This window comes from Oricola sp., from assembly GCF_022763245.1.
GTDB lineage: Bacteria > Pseudomonadota > Alphaproteobacteria > Rhizobiales > Rhizobiaceae > Oricola.
The window spans coordinates 1-22,523 of record NZ_JALEGV010000021.1 but is presented as its reverse complement, the minus strand read 5'-3'; the positions used below and the strand labels follow the sequence as shown (position 1 = coordinate 22,523).

20 protein-coding genes and 1 tRNA gene are annotated in these 22,523 nt (G+C 61.8%); 4 read left to right on the top strand and 17 right to left on the bottom strand.

Annotated elements, in window-relative coordinates; translation table 11 throughout:
• The 4 genes from MRY80_RS10630 to rpsL all read right to left on the bottom strand — a co-directional run.
• A partial coding sequence (locus MRY80_RS10630) for a GTP-binding protein (RefSeq protein WP_293290799.1) occupies positions 1–97 on the bottom strand: 97 nt, incomplete at its 3' end.
• A 66-nt stretch (positions 98–163) separates the two neighbouring features.
• A complete protein-coding gene (fusA, locus tag MRY80_RS10625; protein ID WP_293290842.1) occupies positions 164–2,254 on the bottom strand; it encodes an elongation factor G in 2,091 nt (696 codons plus the stop codon).
• 30 nt (positions 2,255–2,284) lie between these two features.
• Positions 2,285–2,755, bottom strand: coding sequence for a 30S ribosomal protein S7 (rpsG, locus tag MRY80_RS10620; RefSeq protein ID WP_293290840.1), 471 nt, complete (start codon positions 2,753–2,755; stop codon positions 2,285–2,287).
• Positions 2,756–2,803: 48 nt separating this feature from the next.
• Complete coding sequence (gene rpsL, locus MRY80_RS10615; protein ID WP_175276139.1) at positions 2,804–3,175, bottom strand: 30S ribosomal protein S12; 372 nt, start codon at positions 3,173–3,175, stop codon at positions 2,804–2,806.
• Positions 3,176–3,640: 465 nt separating this feature from the next.
• Between rpsL and MRY80_RS10610 the strand changes: the two genes are divergently transcribed.
• Complete coding sequence (locus MRY80_RS10610) at positions 3,641–4,015, top strand: transcriptional regulator (protein WP_346433396.1); 375 nt, start codon at positions 3,641–3,643, stop codon at positions 4,013–4,015.
• 14 nt (positions 4,016–4,029) lie between these two features.
• Positions 4,030–5,208 carry a hypothetical protein gene (locus tag MRY80_RS10605; RefSeq protein WP_293290833.1) on the top strand — a complete coding sequence of 393 codons (1,179 nt, stop codon included), beginning with the start codon at positions 4,030–4,032 and terminating at the stop codon, positions 5,206–5,208.
• A 57-nt stretch (positions 5,209–5,265) separates the two neighbouring features.
• Here MRY80_RS10605 and rpoC read toward each other — a convergent pair whose 3' ends face one another.
• The 12 genes from rpoC to MRY80_RS10545 all read right to left on the bottom strand — a co-directional run bounded on the left by rpoC (position 5,266) and on the right by MRY80_RS10545 (position 20,705).
• Complete coding sequence (rpoC, locus tag MRY80_RS10600; RefSeq protein ID WP_293290832.1) at positions 5,266–9,471, bottom strand: DNA-directed RNA polymerase subunit beta'; 4,206 nt, start codon at positions 9,469–9,471, stop codon at positions 5,266–5,268.
• Between the two features lie 148 nt (positions 9,472–9,619).
• Positions 9,620–13,765, bottom strand: coding sequence for a DNA-directed RNA polymerase subunit beta (gene rpoB, locus MRY80_RS10595; protein WP_293290830.1), 4,146 nt, complete (start codon positions 13,763–13,765; stop codon positions 9,620–9,622).
• 216 nt (positions 13,766–13,981) lie between these two features.
• Positions 13,982–14,359, bottom strand: coding sequence for a 50S ribosomal protein L7/L12 (rplL, locus tag MRY80_RS10590; protein ID WP_293290828.1), 378 nt, complete (start codon positions 14,357–14,359; stop codon positions 13,982–13,984).
• A gap of 61 nt (positions 14,360–14,420) precedes the next feature.
• Entirely contained in the window at positions 14,421–14,939 is a 519-nt protein-coding gene (gene rplJ, locus MRY80_RS10585; RefSeq protein WP_293290824.1) for a 50S ribosomal protein L10, read from the bottom strand.
• Positions 14,940–15,277: 338 nt separating this feature from the next.
• Positions 15,278–15,979, bottom strand: coding sequence for a 50S ribosomal protein L1 (gene rplA / locus MRY80_RS10580; protein WP_293290822.1), 702 nt, complete (start codon positions 15,977–15,979; stop codon positions 15,278–15,280).
• A gap of 4 nt (positions 15,980–15,983) precedes the next feature.
• Positions 15,984–16,412: a 50S ribosomal protein L11 gene (gene rplK / locus MRY80_RS10575; protein ID WP_293290820.1), complete on the bottom strand. Its 429-nt coding sequence runs from the start codon at positions 16,410–16,412 to the stop codon at positions 15,984–15,986.
• A 120-nt stretch (positions 16,413–16,532) separates the two neighbouring features.
• Positions 16,533–17,063 (bottom strand): transcription termination/antitermination protein NusG, encoded by a 531-nt coding sequence (gene nusG / locus MRY80_RS10570; protein WP_293290817.1) that lies wholly within the window; start codon positions 17,061–17,063, stop codon positions 16,533–16,535.
• Between the two features lie 24 nt (positions 17,064–17,087).
• On the bottom strand, positions 17,088–17,285 hold the full coding sequence (secE, locus tag MRY80_RS10565; protein ID WP_293290815.1) for a preprotein translocase subunit SecE: 198 nt from the start codon (positions 17,283–17,285) through the stop codon (positions 17,088–17,090).
• Between the two features lie 255 nt (positions 17,286–17,540).
• A complete protein-coding gene (locus MRY80_RS10560) occupies positions 17,541–19,274 on the bottom strand; it encodes a cation:proton antiporter (protein WP_293290813.1) in 1,734 nt (577 codons plus the stop codon).
• A 147-nt stretch (positions 19,275–19,421) separates the two neighbouring features.
• Positions 19,422–19,497, bottom strand: a tRNA-Trp gene (locus tag MRY80_RS10555).
• A gap of 73 nt (positions 19,498–19,570) precedes the next feature.
• Positions 19,571–19,975: a GFA family protein gene (locus MRY80_RS10550; RefSeq protein ID WP_293290811.1), complete on the bottom strand. Its 405-nt coding sequence runs from the start codon at positions 19,973–19,975 to the stop codon at positions 19,571–19,573.
• A gap of 82 nt (positions 19,976–20,057) precedes the next feature.
• Positions 20,058–20,705, bottom strand: coding sequence for a CatB-related O-acetyltransferase (locus tag MRY80_RS10545; RefSeq protein ID WP_293290809.1), 648 nt, complete (start codon positions 20,703–20,705; stop codon positions 20,058–20,060).
• 214 nt (positions 20,706–20,919) lie between these two features.
• Here MRY80_RS10545 and MRY80_RS10540 point away from each other — a divergent pair, with 214 nt between their 5' ends.
• Positions 20,920–21,540 carry an HAD family hydrolase gene (locus tag MRY80_RS10540; RefSeq protein ID WP_293290807.1) on the top strand — a complete coding sequence of 207 codons (621 nt, stop codon included), beginning with the start codon at positions 20,920–20,922 and terminating at the stop codon, positions 21,538–21,540.
• A 14-nt stretch (positions 21,541–21,554) separates the two neighbouring features.
• Complete coding sequence (gene kdsB, locus MRY80_RS10535; RefSeq protein WP_293290805.1) at positions 21,555–22,286, top strand: 3-deoxy-manno-octulosonate cytidylyltransferase; 732 nt, start codon at positions 21,555–21,557, stop codon at positions 22,284–22,286.
• Between the two features lie 140 nt (positions 22,287–22,426).
• Here kdsB and MRY80_RS10530 read toward each other — a convergent pair.
• On the bottom strand, positions 22,427–22,523 hold a 97-nt coding region (locus MRY80_RS10530; RefSeq protein WP_293290844.1), incomplete at its 5' end, for a hypothetical protein.

Here is a 22,523-nt window from a genome sequence, read left to right as displayed (position 1 = left end):
TGATCGCTGCCGTCAGCGACGTCTTGCCATGGTCAACGTGACCAATCGTGCCGATGTTCACATGCGGCTTCGTGCGCTCAAACTTACCCTTAGCCATCTTTATTCTCCGTTCTTCTCTGTCACACGGCCGGACCCGCCAAGCGGGCCCAAACCGGCTCCCGCCTTAGGCGTATTTCTTCTGAATTTCCTGGGCGACCGCCTGAGGCACAGCCTCGTAGTGGTCGAAGATCATCGTGTACTGGGCGCGACCCTGGCTCATCGAGCGCAGCGTGTTCACGTAACCGAACATGTTGGCCAGCGGCACCATGGCGGTGATCACCTGGTCGATGTTGCGGCTCTCGGTGCCGGCGATCTGTCCGCGACGCGAGTTCAGGTCACCGATGATGTCGCCCATGTAGTCTTCCGGCGTCACCACCTCGACCTTCATGATCGGCTCGAGCAACTGGGCACCAGCCTTCTGCGCACCTTCGCGGAACGCGGCACGGGCCGCGATTTCGAAGGCGAGCACGCTGGAGTCGACGTCGTGGTAAGCGCCATCGGTCAGAGTTGCCTTCACGCCCAGCATCGGGAAGCCGGCGAGCGGACCGGAGTCCATGACCGACTGGATGCCCTTTTCGACGCCCGGGATGTATTCCTTCGGAACGTTGCCCCCGACGACGGTGCTCTCGAACACGAAATCCTCGCCCTCGGGGTTCGGCTCGAATGTGATCTTGACGCGCGCAAACTGGCCGGAACCGCCCGACTGCTTCTTGTGCGTGTAATCGATCTCGGCCTGACGCGTAATGGTCTCGCGATAGGCAACCTGCGGAGCGCCGATATTGGCTTCCACCTTGAATTCGCGCTTCATGCGATCGACCAGGATGTCGAGGTGAAGCTCGCCCATGCCCGAGATGATCGTCTGGCCGGATTCTTCGTCCGAACGAACGCGGAAAGACGGATCCTCGGCAGCGAGACGGTTGAGCGCGAGGCCCATCTTCTCCTGGTCGCCCTTGGACTTCGGCTCCACCGCGATCGAGATGACCGGATCCGGGAACTCCATACGCTCCAGGATGACGGGCTTCAGCGGATCGCAAAGCGTGTCGCCCGTCGTGGTTTCCTTCAGGCCCGCGATAGCGACGATGTCGCCAGCATAGGCTTCCTTGATGTCCTCACGCGAGTTGGAGTGCATCTGCAGCATGCGGCCGATGCGCTCACGCTTTTCCTTGACGGTGTTCATCAGGGAAACGCCGGTTTCAACCTTGCCCGAATAGATGCGGCAGAAGGTCAGCGAACCGACGAACGGATCGTTCATGATCTTGAAGGCGAGCATGGAGAGCGGCTCGTCGTCGGACGATACGCGCTTGATCTCGGACTCGGTCTTCGGGTCGATGCCGCGGATGGCCGGGACGTCGATCGGGGACGGAAGGAAATCGACGACAGCGTCGAGCAGCGGCTGAACGCCCTTGTTCTTGAAGGCCGAGCCACAGAAGACCGGGAAGAACTGCACTTCGCAGGTGCCCTTGCGGACCAGTGCGCGCAGCTTGTCGTTGTCCGGCATCTCGCCTTCGAGGTAGGCTTCCATCGCCTCTTCGTCGACTTCGACAGCGGCTTCGATCAGAAGTTCGCGGAACTCTTCAGCGCGATCCTGCAAGTCGGCCGGAATGTCGACGATGTCCCACTCGGCGCCGAGGTTCTCGGCCTTCCAGACGAGCGCCTTCATCTCGATGAGATCGACGCAACCGGCGAAATCGTTTTCCGCGCCGATCGGCAGCTGCATCACCACCGGCTTGGCGCCGAGGCGCGAGCCGATCATTTCGACGCAGCGATAGAAGTCGGCACCGATCTTGTCCATCTTGTTGACGAAGATCATGCGCGGGACTTTGTACTTGTTGGCCTGACGCCAGACGGTCTCCGTCTGCGGCTCGACGCCGGCATTGGCGTCCAGCAGAGCGACAGCGCCGTCGAGCACGCGCAGCGAACGCTCGACTTCAATGGTGAAGTCCACGTGTCCGGGCGTGTCGATGATGTTGAAGCGCTTGCGCTTGCCGTCGCGACCGTTCCAGAAGGTGGTCGTCGCAGCAGACGTGATCGTGATGCCACGCTCCTGCTCCTGCTCCATCCAGTCCATGGTCGCAGCGCCGTCGTGCACTTCGCCGATCTTGTGGCTCTTGCCGGTGTAGTAGAGGATGCGCTCGGTCGTCGTCGTCTTGCCGGCATCGATGTGCGCCATGATGCCGAAGTTACGATAGTCTTCCAACGGGTATTCGCGAGCCATGGGAGGAGGCCTCTCTGAACAGTAGGTTGCTTACCAGCGGTAATGGGAGAACGCGCGGTTGGCGTCCGCCATCTTGTGCGTGTCTTCGCGCTTCTTCACCGCGGAGCCGCGATTGTTGGCGGCGTCCATCAGCTCACCCGAAAGACGATCGATCATGGTCGTTTCGTTGCGCTTGCGCGCTGCCGAGATCATCCAGCGAATCGCCAGAGCCTGACGACGCTCCGGACGGACATCGACCGGCACCTGGTAGGTGGCACCGCCGACGCGGCGCGAACGCACTTCCACGTGCGGCGCGACATTGTCGAGCGCCTGGTGGAAGAGCTCGACCGGCTCCTGCTTCGTCTTGTCGGCAATGACGTCGAAAGCGCCATAGACGATGCGCTCTGCGACCGACTTCTTGCCGTCCAGCATGATGGCGTTCATGAACTTCGTGATCACGATGTCCCCGAACTTCGGATCCGGGTTGATTTCACGTTTTTCTGCTCTGTGGCGACGCGACATATCTGATTCTCACTTCTGGCGGCGGCCATCGGGCGCGCCGGTCAAACCTTACTTCGGACGCTTGGCGCCATACTTCGAACGGCGCTGCTTGCGGTTCTTAACGCCCTGCGTGTCGAGCACGCCGCGCAGAATGTGGTAGCGCACGCCGGGAAGGTCCTTCACGCGGCCGCCGCGGATCATGACCACGGAGTGCTCCTGAAGGTTGTGCCCTTCACCCGGGATGTAACCGATCACCTCGAAGCCGTTCGTCAGGCGCACCTTGGCGACCTTACGCAGAGCCGAGTTCGGCTTCTTCGGCGTCGTGGTGTAGACGCGGGTGCACACGCCGCGCTTCTGCGGGTTGGCCTGCAGGGCCGGCACCTTGTTGCGCTTGACCGGAGCCACGCGGGGCTTACGGACCAACTGATTGACTGTAGGCATCAAGCCATCCTTCGTTCATTCGAGCGCATGCGCGCGAAAATCTGTTTCGCCTAAACATGCAACAGCGGGGCATGAGGCCCCTGCAGGCCCTGCCCCAACACGCCAGAGGAAACGGCAAGCCGCTTCATGGATCCGCAATGTTTCAGCTTCGCTGGTCAGCCTTGTTTGAGACAAGCTTCAGGGCTCGGCGCCACCGAAAAATCCGTCTCACATCGGCTGGATGGCGGGTATCTATACGCAACCCCCTGTTTCGTCAAGACAAGCCGGGTACTTTTTGGAACCGCACGGGGTCTGCGCCCGACCTGACCTGCTGCACCATGTAAACAGCGCAATCTTGTTGCGCAAACACGGCTTCGAAACGCAATTAATTGCCGAGGGCCGGGTTGCGGCACATGTCGTGCTGTCGCATCACGCCGGGAATCATGATCAATTCTGATCTGCGAACACCAAGACGGGAATCACCACATGAGCGACGAATCGGAAACCGGCGGCGTCTCCATCATCATCGGACGGGTCTGGCCCGTGAAAGACGGACCCGAAATCGACGTCCATATCCTGCTGGTCGCACCGGATGATGATTCGGCGGTACGCGCAGCGCTCAACGCCCTGGCGGAACGCGGCTATGAAGAAGCCGAATTCGACCAGATCGGCGCCATCATCGACGCGCCGGACGAAGAGCCGCACGCCTCGGCCTATCAGGGCGCGCTGGAAGGCGAAGTTGCGATCGTGACCTTTGCCGAAGGGCTCGAAACGGAAGACGACACGGGCTTCGACGCCAGCGACGAAGGCGAAGACTACGATCCCTTCGCCGTTCTGAAGGACTGGAAGCCCGGAAGCTAGGTGAAGTGGTGTCGATGTCGGGATACGGTGCAATCGCCGTCAGCCGCCGAGCGGTTACGGTCCTGTTCTATTGTCTCGCGACCTTTCTTCTCAGTCGCTTGCTGCTCGAGGCGATCGGGGTCGGTGCGCGCGAACTGATTTATCCGGTGATGCAGGCGGAGTTTCGCCGCGCGGAGTTCTCCACCTTTGTCTGGCTCGACATCTGGGGTGTCTGGGATACGGAATGGTTCCTGGACATCATTCGTGACGGCTACGACACTGCAGTCAGAACGACGCCCGGCATGGAAGGTCAGGCCAATTGGGCCTTCTATCCGCTGTTTCCCTACCTCTCGAAATATGTCAGTGCGGCCGCGGGTGTCGAACCCTTCGTCGCCATGCTGATCGTGGCCAATGCCGCCTTCGCCGCTGCCCTGCCCGTGATCTGGTACGAGACGGCTCATCATTATGGCGAACGGGCCGCAAGCATCGCTGTCGCTCTCTTCTGTTTCCTGCCGGGAAGCTACGTCTTTTCCTCGGCCTATTCGGAATCGCTGTTCCTGTTCGCCGTAATCGTATCGCTCGCCTTTGCGCGCCGCGAACGCTGGCTGCTGGCCGGCTGCGCTGCCGCCTTGGCCACAATGACGCGCAACCTCGGCATTCTGCTCGTGTTGCCGATGCTCGTTCACGCATGGCAAGCACATGGTGGCTGGCGCGATCGCGATGTCGTGCTTGCGCGGAGAGTCGCACTCCTGATCGGAATGGCCATCCCGGTTGCGGCTCTCGCCGGCTTCATGGCCTATCTCAACCAGTTGACCGGTGATCCGCTGGCCTTCGCCTCCGTCCAGAGTGCCTGGAAACGCGAATTGCAAAACCCGGTCCTCACGCTCATCGGGCCGTTCCTGCTTGGCGGCAAGGTCCAGCCTGAAATCGTGCCGAGCATCGTCATGGCCTGGGTCAGCGTCTTTTCGCTCGGCATTCTCATCATGCGACGCAACTGGCCGCATGCCGTCTTCATGACGGCGGTCGCCGGTATCACGCTGGCGAGCGGCATTCTTTCCTATTTTCGCCTGTTTCTCACGATGGCGCCGGGCATCATGGCCCTGGCCGCATTTCTTTCCCCGCGCCCGGGGGTGTTGTGGATTGCACTCGGCCTCGCCGCCGCCGCCAATGGCGCGATGATGATCACCTGGGCGCTCGGGCTCGGCATCTACTGAAACGAAAAACGCCGGGCGCAGGGCCCGGCGTTTCAATTTTCGGTTCGGAAAGGCGCCCTACTCGGCAGCCTCGCCCGACTGGCTCATGTCGATCAGCATCGCGTCCGCACTCGCCGCATTGGAGGTCTTGCGGCGTTCCTCGAGAATGAGGTCGTCGCGAGCCGTGGCGATGCGGCGGATCTGGTTCATCGTGCCGCCGGTACCGGCCGGGATGAGACGGCCGACGATGACGTTTTCCTTCAGACCCTGCAGCGTGTCGATCTTGCCGGCGACCGCCGCTTCGGTCAGCACCTTGGTGGTCTCCTGGAAGGAAGCCGCCGAGATGAAGGACGGCGTCTGCAGCGAAGCCTTGGTGATGCCGAGCAGGACCGGGTCGCCCGTCGCAGGCGCCTTGCCTTCCTCGACCAGGCGCTCGTTGACTTCTTCCAGCTCGATCCGGTCGACATTATCGCCGGCGATGTACTGGGAGTCGCCCGCATCGGTGATCTCGATCTTCTGCAGCATCTGGCGAACGATCACCTCGATGTGCTTGTCGTTGATCACCACGCCCTGCAGCCGGTAGACCTCCTGGATTTCGTTGACGAGGTAGGAAGCCAGAGCTTCCACACCCTTCACTGCCAGGATGTCGTGCGGCGCCGGATTGCCGTCCAGCACGTAGTCGCCCTTCTCGATCGTATCGCCGTCCTGCAAGTGGAACGGACGACCTTTCGGGATGAGATACTCGACCGGCTCCTGCGTCTCGTCATGCGGCTCGATGACGATGCGGCGCTTGTTCTTGTAGTCGCGACCGTAGCGGATCGTGCCATCGATCTCGGCGATGACGGCATGATCCTTCGGACGACGAGCCTCGAACAGTTCGGCGACGCGCGGAAGACCACCGGTGATGTCCTTGGTCTTGGCGCTTTCCATCGGAATACGCGCAATCACGTCGCCCGGCTTCACATGGCTGCCCGGCTCCACCGACAGGATGGCGTCCACGGACAGCATGAAGCGAGCATCGCCGCCCTTGGCCAGCTTGGCGACATTGCCGTCAGTATCGAGGACAGTGATCGCCGGCTTCAGGTCGGCACCGCGCGGCGTGGAACGCCAGTCGATGACGATACGCTTGGTGATGCCGGTGGACTCGTCCGCCGATTCCTGAACCGACAGGCTGTCGACCAGATCCTCGAACTTCGCCGTTCCCTCGACTTCCGTCATGATCGGGCGGGTATAGGGATCCCACTCGGCCAGACGCTGGCCGCGCTTCACCTTGTCACCGTCATCCACCATGAGCTTCGAGCCGTAGGTGACACGCTGGGAAGCGCGTTCCTCGCCCTTCTCGTCGCGGGTGATGATCGCCATGTTACGACCCATCGCGATGAGAGCGCCCTCGGAGTTACGCACCACGTTGCGGTTGCGGATCTCGATCGTGCCTTCGTAGGAAGCTTCCAGGAAGGACTGATCCACCACCTGCGCCGTACCGCCCATGTGGAAGGTACGCATGGTGAGCTGCGTGCCCGGCTCGCCGATCGACTGAGCGGCGATGACACCGACGGCCTCGCCCATGTTGACAGGCGTACCCCGGGCCAAGTCACGGCCGTAGCAGACGCCGCAGACACCCGACTGCAATTCGCAGGTCAGTGCCGAACGGATCTTCACGGTCTGAATGCCAGCCTGTTCGATGACATCGACATCCTTTTCCTCGACCATCACGCCGGCAGCGACGAGCACCTCGCCCGACTCCGGATGAACGACATCCTCGAGCACCGTACGGCCCAGGATACGCTGGCCGAGCGACGCGACGATCTGACCGGCATCCACGATCGGGGACATGGTCAGACCCTTCTCCGTGCCGCAGTCCTTCTGCGTGATGATGCAGTCCTGCGCCACATCGACGAGACGACGTGTCAGGTAACCGGAGTTCGCGGTCTTCAACGCCGTATCCGCGAGGCCCTTGCGGGCGCCGTGGGTGGAGTTGAAGTACTCGTTCACCGACAGACCTTCCTTGAAGTTGGAAATGATCGGCGTTTCGATGATGGAACCGTCCGGCTTGGCCATCAGGCCGCGCATGCCGGCAAGCTGCTTCATCTGACGGGTCGAACCACGAGCACCGGAACGCGCCATCATGTAGATGGAGTTCATCTGCTTCTGGCGACCGTTCTCCTCGAACTGGACGGCCTGAATGCCGGCCATCATTTCCTCGGTCAGCTTGTCATCGCAACGCGCCCAGGCATCGACGACCTTGTTGTACTTCTCACCGAAGGTGATCAGGCCGTCATTGTACTGCTGCTCGTATTCCTTGGCGATCCGGTCCGTTTCCGCGATGATCGACGGTTTGGTGTCCGGAATGACCATGTCGTCCTTGCCGAACGAGATGCCGGCGCGGCAGGCATGGTTGAAGCCGAGCGCCATGATGCGGTCAGCGAAGATCACGGTCTCCTTCTGGCCGCAGTGGCGATAGACCACGTCGAGCATCTTGGAGATGTTCTTCTTGGTCATCTCCGTGTTGCAGATGTCGAAGGACACCTTGCCGTGACGCGGCAGCAACTCGCCGATGATCATGCGACCCGGGGTGGTGTCGAAGATGTACGAGACCGGATTGCCTTCCTCGTCCACCGTCTTGAAACGGCCCTTGATCTTGGTGTGCAGCGTGACGACTTCCGTCTCCAGCGCATGGTGCAGTTCGCCCATGTCGGAGAAGACCATCCCCTGCCCCGGCTCGTTCTCCGCCACGATCGACAGGTAATAGAGGCCAAGAACCATGTCCTGCGACGGCACGATGATCGGCTGGCCGTTCGCCGGATGGAGGATGTTGTTCGTCGACATCATCAGCACGCGCGCTTCCAACTGCGCTTCAAGCGACAGCGGAACGTGCACGGCCATCTGGTCGCCGTCGAAGTCGGCGTTGAAGGCGGTGCAGACAAGCGGGTGGAGTTGGATCGCCTTGCCCTCGATCAGAACCGGCTCGAACGCCTGGATGCCAAGACGGTGCAGCGTCGGCGCGCGGTTGAGCATCACCGGATGTTCGCGGATCACCTCGTCGAGGATGTCCCAGACTTCCGGCTTTTCCTTCTCGACCAGCTTCTTGGCCTGCTTGACGGTGGACGAATAGCCCTTCGCGTCGAGGCGCGCGTAGATGAACGGCTTGAACAGCTCGAGCGCCATCTTCTTCGGAAGGCCGCACTGGTGCAGCTTCAGCTCCGGACCGGTCACGATGACCGAACGGCCCGAATAATCGACGCGCTTGCCGAGCAGGTTCTGACGGAAGCGGCCCTGCTTGCCCTTCAGCATGTCCGACAGCGACTTCAGCGGCCGCTTGTTGGCGCCGGTGATGACGCGTCCGCGGCGGCCGTTGTCGAACAATGCGTCGACGGCCTCCTGCAGCATGCGCTTCTCGTTGCGGATGATGATCCCCGGCGCGCGCAGCTCCATGAGCCGCTTCAGGCGGTTGTTACGGTTGATGACGCGGCGATAGAGGTCGTTCAGGTCCGAGGTCGCGAAACGGCCGCCGTCCAGCGGCACGAGCGGACGCAGATCCGGCGGAATGACCGGGATGACCTTCATGATCATCCATTCCGGACGGTTCTGCGAATCCATGAAGTTCTCGACGACCTTCAGCCGCTTCATCAGCTTCTTCTGCTTCAGGTCGGACGTGGTCGTCTCGAGTTCCTCGCGCAGCTCGTTGGCGATCTTCGGCAGGTCCATGGCGGCCAGGATTTCCTGGATCGCCTCGGCGCCAATCATCGCGGTGAACTGGTCCTCGCCGAACTCGTCGACGGCGATCATGTATTCTTCTTCCGAAAGGAGCTGGAACTCCTTCAGCGTGGTCAGGCCGGGTTCGGTGACGACGTAGTTCTCGAAATACAGGACGCGCTCGATGTCCTTCAGGGTCATGTCGAGCAGCGTGCCGATGCGCGACGGCAGCGACTTCAGGAACCAGATGTGAGCGACCGGCGCGGCCAGCTCGATGTGGCCCATGCGCTCGCGGCGCACGCGGCTGAGCGTGACTTCAACGCCGCACTTCTCGCAGATGATGCCCTTGTACTTCATCCGCTTGTACTTGCCGCACAGGCATTCGTAGTCCTTGATCGGACCGAAGATGCGCGCGCAGAACAGGCCGTCACGTTCCGGCTTGAAAGTGCGGTAGTTGATCGTCTCCGGCTTCTTGATCTCGCCGAACGACCAGGAAAGGATCTTTTCCGGGCTGGCGATCGAAATCCGGATCGCGTCAAAATTCTGGGCGGGAGCCTGAGGGTTGAAAAGATTTGCAACCTCTTGGTTCATGCCGTTCTCCTATCGGGGCAAAGTCCCCGTTGCCTGCGCGGATGGATGAGTCCGCTCAATAATCCCAAAAACCGGCCAAACAGTGGTCGCTGTCGGCCAGAGCGGTCACAGCGCCGCCGGACGGGTCGGTCCGGCGGCGCGCCGTCAGTTACTCGGCGGCGTCGGGCAGCGCCTGCTGCTCTTCTTCGAGCGTGGCCGCGCGTGTGGAGTCGAGTTCCACATTGAGGCCGAGCGAGCGCATTTCCTTGACGAGAACGTTGAAGCTCTCCGGAATGCCTGCCTCGAACGTGTCGTCGCCGCGCACGATGGCCTCGTAGACCTTGGTGCGGCCGGCAACGTCGTCCGACTTGACCGTCAGCATTTCCTGCAGCGTGTAGGCCGCGCCATATGCCTCGAGTGCCCAGACCTCCATCTCGCCGAAGCGCTGGCCGCCGAACTGCGCCTTGCCGCCCAGCGGCTGCTGGGTAACGAGCGAGTACGGACCGATCGAACGCGCGTGGATCTTGTCGTCGACCAGGTGGTGCAGCTTCAGCATGTAGATGTAGCCGACCGTCACCTGACGGTCGAACTCCTCGCCGGTACGGCCGTCATACAGCGTCGACTGAGCCGTCTCCTTCAGGCCCGCCTTGGACAACATCTCGTTGATGTCGGCCTCGACAGCGCCGTCAAAGACCGGCGTCGCGATGGAGACGCCGCGCTCGAACTGCTTTGCGATTTCGACAACACCGTCGTCGTCCAGCTTGGCGATCTGCTCGTTGCGGCTGTTGGCCGGGATGATGTCTTCCAGCGTCTCGCGGACCGGGTTCAAGTCGCCGTTCTCGCGATAGGCTTCCATCAGCTCACCGATCTTGCGACCCATGCCGGCACAAGCCCAGCCAAGGTGCGTCTCGAGGATCTGACCGACATTCATGCGGCTCGGCACGCCGAGCGGGTTGAGCACGATATCGGCATGCGTCCCGTCTTCCAGGAACGGCATGTCCTCGATCGGCAGGATGCGGGAGACCACACCCTTGTTGCCGTGACGGCCGGCCATCTTGTCGCCGGGCTGGATCTTGCGCTTCACCGCGACGAAGACCTTGACCATCTTCATCACGCCGGGCGGCATCTCGTCGCCGCGCTGCACCTTCTCGACCTTGTCCATGAAGCGCTGTTCGAGGCGCTTCTTGGAGTCGTCGTACTGATTGCGCAGCTGCTCCAGATTGTCCTGGACCTTCTCGTCGGCGACGGCGAACTGCCACCACTGCGAGCGCGGGTAGTTGTCGAGAAGCTCCGCGTTGAGCGAGGCGCCCTTCTTGAAACCCTTCGGTCCGGCGATGGATTCCTGACCGTCCAGCATCTCAGCCAGGCGGCCGAAGGTGTTGCGGTCAAGGATCGCCTGCTCGTCGTCGCGGTCCTTGGCGAGACGCTCGATCTCTTCGCGCTCGATTGCCATCGCGCGCTCGTCCTTCTCCACGCCGTGGCGGTTGAAGACGCGCACTTCGACGACCGTGCCGAACGCGCCGGGCGGCATGCGCATGGAGGTGTCGCGCACGTCGGACGCCTTCTCGCCGAAGATGGCGCGCAGAAGCTTTTCTTCCGGCGTCATCGGGCTTTCGCCCTTCGGCGTGATCTTGCCGACCAGGATGTCACCCGGACCGACTTCGGCGCCGATATAGACGATACCTGCCTCGTCGAGGTTCTTCAGCGCCTCTTCCGACACGTTCGGAATGTCGCGCGTGATTTCCTCCGGCCCGAGCTTCGTGTCGCGCGCCATCACTTCGAATTCCTCGAGGTGGATGGAGGTGAACACGTCGTCGCGGACGATCTTCTCGGAGAGAAGGATGGAGTCCTCGTAGTTGTAGCCGTTCCACGGCATGAACGCGACGAGCACGTTGCGGCCGAGCGCCAGGTCGCCGAGGTCGGTCGACGGACCGTCGGCGATGATGTCGCCCTTGCCGATCACGTCACCGACGCGCACCAGCGGACGCTGGTTGATGCAGGTCGACTGGTTGGAGCGCTGGAACTTCTGCAGGCGGTAGATGTCGACACCGGACTTCGAGGCATCGAGCTCTTCCGTCGCGCGGATGACGATACGCATCGCATCGACCTGGTCGACGATGCCGGCGCGACGTGCGCCGATGGCGGCGCCGGAGTCGCGCGCCACGATCGGCTCCATGCCGGTGCCGACGAACGGCGCCTCGGCGCGCACCAACGGCACGGCCTGACGCTGCATGTTCGAACCCATGAGAGCGCGGTTGGCGTCATCGTTTTCCAGGAACGGAATGAGAGCCGCGGCGACCGAAACGAGCTGCTTCGGCGACACGTCCATCAGGTCGACCTGTTCACGCGGCGTCAGCATCACGTCGCCGGCATGGCGGCAGATGACGAATTCGCTGACGAATGCGCCGTCGTCGCCGATTTCGGCGTTCGCCTGTGCGACGTGGTGCTTGGCCTCTTCCATCGCCGACAGATAGACCACTTCACTGGTGACCTTGCCGTCAACGATCTTGCGATACGGGCTCTCGATGAAGCCGTACTTGTTGACGCGGGCGAAGGTCGCCAGCGAGTTGATCAGACCGATGTTCGGGCCTTCCGGCGTCTCGATCGGGCAGATACGGCCGTAGTGGGTCGGGTGAACGTCGCGAACCTCGAAGCCGGCGCGTTCGCGCGTCAGACCGCCCGGTCCAAGCGCCGACAGACGACGCTTGTGGGTGATCTCGGACAGCGGGTTGGTCTGGTCCATGAACTGCGAGAGCTGCGAGGAGCCGAAGAACTCGCGCACGGCCGCCGCAGCAGGCTTCGCATTGATCAGGTCCTGCGGCATGACGGTGTCGATCTCGATCGACGACATGCGCTCCTTGATCGCGCGCTCCATGCGCAGCAGACCGACGCGATACTGGTTCTCCATCAATTCGCCGACAGAACGCACGCGGCGGTTGCCGAGGTTGTCGATGTCGTCGATTTCGCCCTTGCCGTCACGCAGGTCGAGCAGCGTGCGCAGAACCTCGATGATGTCGTCCTTGCGCAGAACGCGCACGGTATCCTCGACATCGAGGCCAAGACGCATGTTCATCTTCACGCGACCGACGGCCGAAAGGTCGTAACGCTCGGAATCGAAGAACAGCGACTGGAACATGGCCTCGGCCGTTTCCATCGTCGGCGGCTCGCCCGGGCGCATGACGCGGTAGATGTCGAACAGCGCGTCCTGATGGCTCTCGTTCTTGTCGGCAGCCAGCGTGTTGCGGATGTAGGCGCCGACATTGACGTGGTCGATGTCGAGAATGCTGAACGTCTCGTGGCCGGATTCCAGCAGCACAGTGATCGTCTTCTCGTCGATCTCGTCACCGGCTTCCAGATAGATCTCGCCCGTCTCGAAATTGACGACGTCCTCGGCGAGGAACATGCCGTACATTTCCTCGTCGGTGGAGCGCAGCGCCTGGATGCCTTTCTCGGAGAGCTGGCGAGCCTGGCGGGCGGTCAGCTTCTTGCCGGCTTCCAGAACGATCTCGCCGGAATCCGCGTCGACGAGGTCGGTCGTCGCCTTCATGCCCTTCATGCGCTCGGCCGAGAACGGCACGCGCCAGCCGTCGCCGTCGCGCTTGTATTCGATGGCGTTGTAATAGGTTCCGAGGATTTCTTCGGAATCCAGACCAAGCGCCATCAGGAGCGACGTGACCGGAATCTTGCGGCGACGGTCGATACGCGCATAGACGAGATCCTTGGCGTCGAACTCGATGTCGAGCCAGGAACCGCGATACGGAATAACGCGGGCGGCAAACAGCAGCTTGCCCGACGCATGCGTCTTGCCCTTGTCATGGTCGAAGAAGACGCCCGGCGAACGGTGCATCTGCGAGACGATGACGCGCTCGGTGCCGTTGACGATGAAGGTGCCGTTGTCGGTCATGAGCGGCATGTCGCCCATGTAGACATCCTGCTCCTTGATGTCCTTGATCGACTTGGCGCCGGTGTCCTCGTCGATATCGAACACGATCAGGCGCAGCGTCACTTTCAGCGGCGCGGAGAACGTCAGATCGCGCTGACGGCACTCTTCCACGTCGAATTTGGGCGCTTCGAACTCATAGCGCACGAATTCCAACATGGAGGCGCCGGAGAAATCGGAAATCGGGAAGACCGACTTGAACGCCGCCTGCAAACCCTCGTCAGGACGCCCGTCCTTCGGCTCGTCGACCATCAGGAACTGGTCGTAGGAGGCCTTCTGAACCTCGATCAGGTTCGGCATCTCGGCAACATCGGGGATGTGTCCGAAAAACTTTCTTACTCGTCTGCGTCCGTTGAAGGTGTTGGACTGAGCCATTGCCGCTCCTTGTTGTCTGCCCTTTCGGGCCTGCCGCATCATGCTCCGCGCCCGCGCGGAGAAAACCGAAAACAGAGCGAAGACCCATGCGCCCGGCCTTCCAGCTCTTCAAACGGTAAAAACCCGTTTCCGGAAACCGCTCTCGGCGATCTCGGGAAAAGGGTTCCGAACAGGAAACACGCGGCGGACGGAACCAGTCCGTCCGCCGCACGCAAATTACTTCATCGAAGCCTTTGCACCGGCTTCTTCGAGCTTCTTCACGATTTCCTCGGCTTCGCCCTTGGAGATCGCTTCCTTGATAGCCTTCGGAGCGCCTTCGACGAGGTCCTTGGCTTCCTTCAGACCGAGGCCGGTGATGCCACGGACTTCCTTGATGACGTTGATCTTCTTGTCACCAGCGGACTCGAGGATGACGTCGAATTCGGTCTTCTCCTCGGCGGCTTCGGCCGGAGCAGCACCACCGGCAGCGGCTGCGACAGCAACCGGAGCAGCGGCGGAAACGCCCCAAGCTTCTTCCAGCATCTTGGACAGTTCTGCAGCTTCCAGAACGGTCAGGCTCGACAGGTCTTCGACGATTTTTGCGAGATCAGCCATTTTACATTTTCCTTGGTTTGATCAGGTTCGAACTTCGATTGATGTGTGTGATGAAGACAGCCTATGCCGCCTCGTCCTTCTGGGCATATGCGTTGAAAACGCGGGCAAGGTTCCCTGCCGGTGCGTTGACAACCTGAGCGATGCGCGTCGCCGGCGTGGAAATCATGCCGACAAGTTTGGCGCGCAGTTCGTCCAGCGACGGCAGGTCGGCAAGCGCCTTCACACCGTTCGCATCGAGAACCGTTGCGCCGAGCGCGCCACCGAGCAGAACGAGCTTGTCGTTCGACTTGGCGAATTCACTCGCGATTTTGGGAGCCGTGACCGGATCACTCGCATATGCGATGACCGTCTGACCTGTGAACAGGTCGGACATGCCTTCGGCTTCCGTGCCCTTGAGAGCGATTTTGGCAAGACGGTTCTTCGCGACCTTCACGGTTCCGCCCGCATCACGCATCTTGGAGCGAAACTCGCCCATCTGCGCGACGGTAAGACCCGTGTAGTGGGCCACGACGATCGAACCCGCTTCACTGAAGACGGAGTTCATTTGCGTGACGAATTCGCGTTTTTCCGCTCTATCCACTGCGTCTCTCCACTATGCAGGCGACGCTTGCGGCGCTGCCTGCGGTTGCCTTTGCCGCCAGGAGACCTTTTGGGACCACCCGACGACGCTCGAGGATCCTGCCCCCTTACGCCGGACGAGAAGTCGCGACACAAGGCAATACGTTCGAACCCGCAAACAGCGGCCTTTCGGCCGAAAATCCTTTGGGCCCTTCGCGTCTCATGCAGGCTCATGCGAATTAAGGCGAGCCACCCGCAATCTCGGACAGGGACCGGGCATGTCGCCCGGCTTTTCCGAACCGGCGGACCGGTCCGGAAAGACTGAGGGAGCGCCCCTGAGGACACCCCCGAAACTTCAGATCACGCTTCGGCCGACAGGGTCGACGGATCGATCTTGACGCCCGGACCCATGGTCGAGGACACGGCCACGCGCTTGACATAGGTGCCCTTGGCACCCGTCGGCTTGGCCTTGTTCACCGCATCCGCGAAGGCGCGGATGTTTTCTTCCAGCGCCTTGGCGTCGAAGGAAGCCTTGCCGACGCCGGCATGCACGATGCCGGCCTTCTCGACGCGGAATTCCACGGCGCCGCCCTTGGAGGCCTTGACCGCACCGGCCACGTCCGGCGTGACGGTGCCGACCTTCGGGTTCGGCATCATGCCGCGCGGGCCGAGCACCTTGCCGAGACGGCCGACCAGCGGCATCATGTCCGGAGTCGCGATGCAGCGATCGAAGTCGATATTGCCGCCCTGGACGGCTTCGACGAGCTCTTCCGCACCGACGATGTCGGCGCCAGCCGCCTTGGCCTCTTCAGCCTTGTCGCCACGGGCGAACACGGCCACACGAACCGTACGGCCCGTGCCGTTCGGCAGGTTGACCACGCCGCGGACCATCTGGTCGGCATGGCGCGGGTCGACGCCGAGATTCATGGCCACTTCGACGGTCTCGTCGAACTTCGCCTTGGCGCGATCCTTGATCAGCGTCACGGCCTCGGTCAGACCATAGAGCTTGTTGCGATCGAGACCTTCGCGGATCTGCCGGGTGCGCTTGCCTACGTTAGCCATCGACTCAGCCCTCCACGTCCAGGCCCATCGCGCGAGCGGAGCCTTCGATCATACGCATGGCCGCTTCGATGTCGGCGGCGTTCATGTCTTTCATCTTGGTCTCGGCGATTTCGCGGATCTTGTCGCGGCCGATCTTGCCTGCAGAGGCCTTGCCGGGCTCCTTGGAGCCGGACTTCAGGTTCGCGGCCTTCTTCAAGAGGTAGGACGCAGGCGGCGTCTTGGTTTTGAAGGTGAAGGACTTGTCCTGATAGTAGGTGATCGTCGTCGGGATCGGCGACCCCTTCTCCAACTCACCCGTCGCGGCGTTGAACGCCTTGCAGAATTCCATGATGTTGATGCCGCGCTGACCCAGCGCCGGGCCGATCGGCGGCGACGGAGTCGCCGATCCCGCCGGGACCTGGAGCTTCAGCTGGCCTGCAATCTTCTTAGCCATTGTGCACTCTCTTCTTTCGCTCTGCCGGTCGCCCGGCGGTTCAAAGAGTTGGTGGTACGATCGGACATCCGGCTAAGACGCCCTTTCTCCCACCGCTCTTGCGGCCGAAGCCGCTCTCGATCAGCCCTTTTCGACCTGACCGAATTCCAGTTCGACCGGGGTCGCCCGACCGAAAATCGATACTTCGACCTTGAGGCGCGAACGCTCCTCGTCGACTTCCTGCACCGTGCCGTTGAACGACGCGAACGGACCGTCCGAAACACGCACCTGCTCGCCGACCTCGAAGGAGACGGAGGGCTTCGGCCGCTCGACGCCTTCCTGGATCTGGCCGAGAATCTGGTCGGCTTCCTTGTCGGTGATCGGGATCGGCTTGTTGTCGGAACCGAGGAACCCGGTCACTTTCGGCGTGTTCTTGATCAGGTGAAACACGTCGTCGGTCAGGTCGGCGCGGACCATCACGTAGCCCGGGAAGAACTTGCGCTCAGAGTCGACCTTGCGACCGCGGCGAACCTCGATCACCTTCTCGGTCGGCACCAGGATCTGTTCGAACTTTTCCCAGAGACCCTTGGCCTTTGCGGACTCCTCGATGGATTCCGCGACCTTCTTCTCGAAATTCGAATATGCGTGAACGATGTACCAGCGGGCAGGCATGTAACGGCTATTCCATAAAACTGATTAGCTGGCCGGACCGAAGACGAGGTCGAACCCCCATCCGTAGAGCTGATCGACCGTAAAGAAGAAAATCGAGGCAATGACCACCATCGCCAGAACCATGATCGTCGAAATCATGGTTTCGCGACGCGAAGGCCACGTCACTTTTGCCGTTTCTGAGCGGACTTGCTGCAGAAAGGTGAAAGGGTTGGTTATTGCCATGGCATCCATTCCAATGCGAGGCCTCACGCCACGCAACGTTAAGTCGTCTCACGGTGACTGAACGAGAGGGCAAAAAAGGGCGCTCGAAGCGGCGTCACGCTTCTTGCACCGTCGTCAGCTTTCCATGAATGCGCACCCGTCCGGCCAGGACAATACCAGCGCACCGGGTCAACTAAAGCCGATTCCCCGCAAAATCAAGAGGGAAGCCGGAAAAAACGGAACATGGCAAGATTTGACGGGGCCGATCCCCAGCTCTCATCCGTCAGTTGCGCGCATATATTCGCTGTCGCGTTCGAGAGCAAGACGGGTTCGGACGCTGTCCCCGTCATAACCGAACTGCTCCAGCGCACGCCCCGCCAGTTGCAACCCGGCCTCGACGGCTTCCGGGATCACGAAGTCGGCTCCGGCCTGCAGCAATTCCTGGGCATGGGCCTTGTCCCGGGCCCGCGCGAAGATCGGTGTCGCCGGACACAGCTTGCGGAAGCCCCGGACCATCGCGCTCGCGCTGGTGCGGTTGTCGACCGTGACGACAAGCATGGCCGCGCCCTTCGCTCCGGCCCTCTCCAGGATTTCGGATCGTGCGGCATCCCCGTAATAGACCTTTCGCCCATCCCTGCGCCGCTCGGAAACGAGGCCCGCATGGCTGTCGAGCGCGACAAGATCGACATCTTCTGTTTCAAGGATGCGGGCGATCGCGTGACCGACGCGGCCGAACCCCGCGACGATGACATGGCCTTCGAGGTCGGAATAGTCGGAGACCGTGGGCGCGTCCGCCGGCGGCTTGGCCCGCTTCTCCGCCAGCCTTGTGCCCAAACGGCCGGTGAGTGGCGTCAGGACCATCGACAGTCCTGCGATCGCCGCGATGACGACACCGTTGCCGGGATCGATCACACCGGTCGTCGTCGCGACGCCGAGCACGACGAAGGCGAATTCCCCGGCCGGAGCCAACAGACCGGCTGCATCGAGCGCCTTGGACATGTCGCCGGTCACCAGCCGGATGGCAAGCGCCGCCGCGGCGGCCTTGACGGCGATCAGCAATACGATCCCCGCCACCACCATCGGCAGGTTCGCCAGAATGATCGACGGGTTCAGATCCATCCCCACGGTCATGAAGAACAGCCCGAGAAAGAGCCCCTTGAACGGTTCGAGGTCCACCTCGATCTGATGCTTGAACTCCGTCTCGCCCACGAGCAGACCAGCGAGAAACGCACCGAGGGCAAGCGATAGCCCCGCCCCGGCCGTGATCGCGGCCGCGCCGATCACCGTGAGCAGCGTCAGCGCCATCAACAGGTCGCGTCCGCCCGCCGAAGCGGCCCCGTGGAAGATGCGGCGCAACAGGTAGCGGCCGATGAGGTAGATCGTCAGGATCGCCACCACGCCCTGCAGGAGCGCAGTCAGGATCACCGTCGTGATGCTGCCGCCCTCGCCTCCCCCGGCAAAGCCGACAAAAATCAGGATCGGTGCAACGAGCAGGTCCTGGAAGAGCAGGATGCCGATCGTCGTGCGACCGACGGGCGCGGCAATCCGGTGCTGGTCGATCAGCAACTGCGAGACGATCGCCGTGGACGAGAGTGCAAGGGCCAGACCGGCGGTCACCGCTCCAACAGCGCTCGCCCCGGCGACATAGGCTAGGAGCGAGAGCAGTACTGCGCTCACGCCGACCTGAAGGCTGCCGCCGCCGAACACCAGATGGCGCAAGCCCCACAGCTTCTCGAAGGAGAATTCCAGGCCGAGCATGAACAGAAGGAACAGCACGCCCAGTTCGGCGAACTGGTCCGCGGCGTCAGGATCGGTGATGGTGAAATGGCTGAGCACCGGCCAGTCATGGGCAAGCGCCCCGAACCCGTTCGGGCCGAGCGCCGCACCGGCGATGACGAAGCCGACGATGATCGGCAAATGGAGCCGCCGGAACAGGGGAACGATGATGCCGGCCGCAAACAGGAAGACCAGCGCGTCCTCCAGGAAAATCGCCCCCTCGCCATGCTCCATGCGCACCCCCTTCCGCGAATCCTAACGGTATGATTCGGTAAGGGCAATTCACGTGCCAGACAGCAAAGCGACGGCGATCCGCGGCCTTCACGGTCGAGACGAACAGGAATGCTGAAATTTTGGGCTGCTTACGCCGGATCGGGAGGCTGGCAGGGGCAGCAGGATTCGAACCCGCGACCTACGGTTTTGGAGACCGTCGCTCTACCAACTGAGCTATACCCCTACGGCCGGTGTCCCGAAGGACGCGACGGCGCGTTCCATATTACGGCCCACCGGCCTTGTCCAGCGCTTCACGGTCAAAGATGGCGGATTTCTTCAGGAGGATTCCACCAATTGTCATTCAGACCGTCGCACCACATGACCGGTGCGGCAACGAGTTCCTCCACTGAGGCATCGTCGATGCAACCGATCTGCAACGAAACGAAATTGCCGCCCAGTTCGGGGACATATCCCCGGCCAAACAGATGCACGCCGCATTTTGAGCAGAAACAGTGATCCGGGCGGCCTTCCGAAAAGGCATAGGCGGTCAATCGGTCCTCTCCGCGTGTGACCTTGAGGCTCTCCGGCTTCACCCGGAAGCCCCAACTGCGCGTCTTGCGGCAATAGCTGCAATTGCAGCGCGAAGTCCCGGCGTCCAGATCTCCGACGGCTTCGAATGCCACAGCCCCGCAATGGCACGATCCGTGAAAGCGCTTCTCCATTTCGAACTCCTGATGGTTGGATGACGGAGAGGGGTATACGCCCCCCTCCTGCCAGCCCTGAGTCAGGAGCATTCGGCGCGGCTCACGTCGCCCTTAGGGCCGCGAGATCGCCGCCCTCGATGGCCGTGCGTGCCTCCTCGATTCGACCGATCTCCCAGTCCCACCAGGCAACCTCCAGAAGGGCCTCCACCGTGGCGGCATCGAAACGCATGCGCCGAACCTCGGCGGGATTGCCGGCGACCACCGCGAAAGGCGGAACGTCACGGCTGACCACGGCCTTGGCGCCAATGATCGCGCCATCGCCGATGGTGACACCGGGCAACACTGTCGCGCCGTAGCCCAGCCAGACATCGTTGCCGACGACGGTGTCGCCGTGTTCGGCGACTTCATCGACATAGGCGCCCATTGTGTCCGGATTGAAGACCGCGAAGGGATAGGTCGAAATCCCGCGCATCGGATGGTTGGCGGAAGCGGTGATGAAACGGACCCCGTGCGCGATCTGCACGAACTTGCCGATCACGAGCCTCTCCGGCGATCCCGGATAGATGTAGGGCGCAATCCGCGCGGCATAGTCCTCCACCGGCTCGAAATCGGAATAATAGGTGTAATCCCCTATCTCGATATTCGGATGGTCGATGGCGCGATTGAGATGGACGGTCTGCAGATGGCGCTCGCCATTCGGCAACGCAATGGGATGACGCGCGGAGGCGTTGAGAAACGGACGTGACATGACTTCTGTTCTTTCGGTCGGAACTGCGTTCAAGCGGATCAGAACAGAGCTTTGGTCACGTCACCCTCCATTGCGGCAATGCCACTAGTTAGACGCAAATCACCGGACGTACAACTCGATACGAAAAAGATCGCTCCGAAAAGCGACCCGAGGCAAGATTGCCCTCACCTGCTTGTGCCGCTAGGGAATGTACGGCGCATTTGAGAGGCATTCCATGCTGCGACGCAAATACGAGCTTGTTCTCTTCGATCTGGACGGGGTCATCCTGGATTCGCGGGAAAACATGCGGAAAGCCTGGGAAGCGGTGATGGCCGAACATGACGTGTCGGTTCCCTTCGAATCCTATTTCAGCGAGATCGGCAGGGCCTTCGCCGAAATACTGGCGCGGCTCGGATTGGCCCACAAGGCCACCGGCATAGAGGCAACCTTTCGCCGAGAATCGGCCGCCCACCTTGCCGCCACCCCGTTCTTCGACGGCATCGAAGCAGTTCTGCACGACATCGCCGTGTCGCCCATCAAGACGGGCATCATCACGTCCAAGGATGCGTTGCGCACCCAACTCGCGCTTGAACGGCTTGCCGACGCCTTTGACATCGTGCTTTCACCTCGGCCGGATCTGCGCGGCAAACCCGCCCCGGACCCCCTGCTGTATGCGATGGCCAAACAGAACACGGACCCGTCCCGCACCCTCTACATCGGTGATATGGAAACCGACCACGAAGCGGCGATGCGGGCCGGCATCGACTACGCGCACGTCGCATGGGGTTACGGGACGCCCGCCGGACCGAACCATCATCTTCTGAATGAGCCGGCAGACATCGCCGAGCTGATCTGACCGGAGAACACGCAATGACCAAGGCTGTCGCGATCATCCCCTGCCGATACGGCGCAACACGTTTTCCCGGGAAGCCCTTGGCCGACATCAACGGAAAACCGATGATGTGGCACGTGTTCCAGCGGGCCATGGAAGCGGAACTCGTCGACGAGGCCATCATCGCCACCGAGGACGACCGCATCGTGAAAAGCTGCGAGATCCTCGGCCTTCCCTATCTTCGCACCGGCAAGAACCACGCCACCGGCACGGATCGCGTCGCTGAGGCGGCGTCATTCGTGGAGCATCCGGTGATCGTCAACGTCCAGGGCGACGAGCCTCTGATCGATCCCCTGGCAGTCAACGCTGTCGTCGAGGCGCTGATCGAATCCGACGAAAGCGTAGCGGCCACGAATGCCTGCCATGTGATCACCAATTCGAGCGACGCGATCGACACCAACACGGTCAAGGTGATCCGCGACGTGGCCGGCAATGCACTGGCCTATTCGCGCCTGCCGATCCCCTTTCCGAAGGGCAACGCCGTGCGCCACCTCCGGCAACTCGGCCTTTACGCGTTTCGCAAGTCGGCACTCGAACTGTTCGCCTCCCTCAAGCCGGGGCCGGTCGAGGAGGCGGAAGGCGTGGAGATGCTGCGATTTGTGGAACACGGCCACAAGGTGCGCATGGTCGAGGTCCAGCCCGGAAACGACATCCCGGTTGATACGCCGTCCGATCTGGAGCGCGTGCGGGAGATCATGGCCAACCGTTGATCAGAAGCCCACAGCAGCCTGATCGGCGCGTAATAGCCAAATGGTGCATTGGCCTCTGCGGATTCCAATCACTCCGCTCCGGTCCACAAACGAAAAAGGCGGACCGAAGCCCGCCTTTCTCAAATCAGCATCGAGTGAGACTACTCGATGATCTTTGCGACGATGCCGGCGCCGACGGTGCGGCCGCCTTCACGGATGGCGAAGCGCAGGCGCTCTTCCATCGCGATCGGCACGATC